Here is a 257-nt window from a genome sequence, read left to right as displayed (position 1 = left end):
ACCCTCGTCGGGGATGCCGTCGAGCGCGGCGCCACGATCACGACCGGCGGTTCGCCCGTCGACGGACCCGGCACGTTCTTCGAGCCCACCGTCGTGTCGGACGTGCAGCCGGGCAGCGAGATCCTCCGCGAGGAGATCTTCGGACCGGTGCTCGCGATCGTCCCCTTCGACACCGAGGACGACGCCGTGCGCATCGCCAACGACACCGAGTACGGCCTGGTGTCCTACGTCTTCACCGAGTCGCTCGCGCGCGGTCA

Annotated in this window: 1 protein-coding gene; it reads left to right on the top strand. The window is 69.6% G+C overall.

Annotated features, from left to right (window positions below; translation table 11 throughout):
- A partial coding sequence (locus tag VJI94_RS08535) for an aldehyde dehydrogenase family protein (RefSeq protein WP_324009056.1) occupies positions 1-257 on the top strand: 257 nt, incomplete at both ends.

The sequence above is a fragment of the Parvimonas sp. D9 genome (assembly GCF_035282565.1).
Taxonomy (GTDB): Bacteria; Bacillota; Clostridia; order Tissierellales; family Peptoniphilaceae; genus Parvimonas; species Parvimonas micra.
The sequence above is the reverse complement of the archived record's forward strand: the minus strand, read 5'-3'. Positions and strand labels throughout refer to the sequence as shown.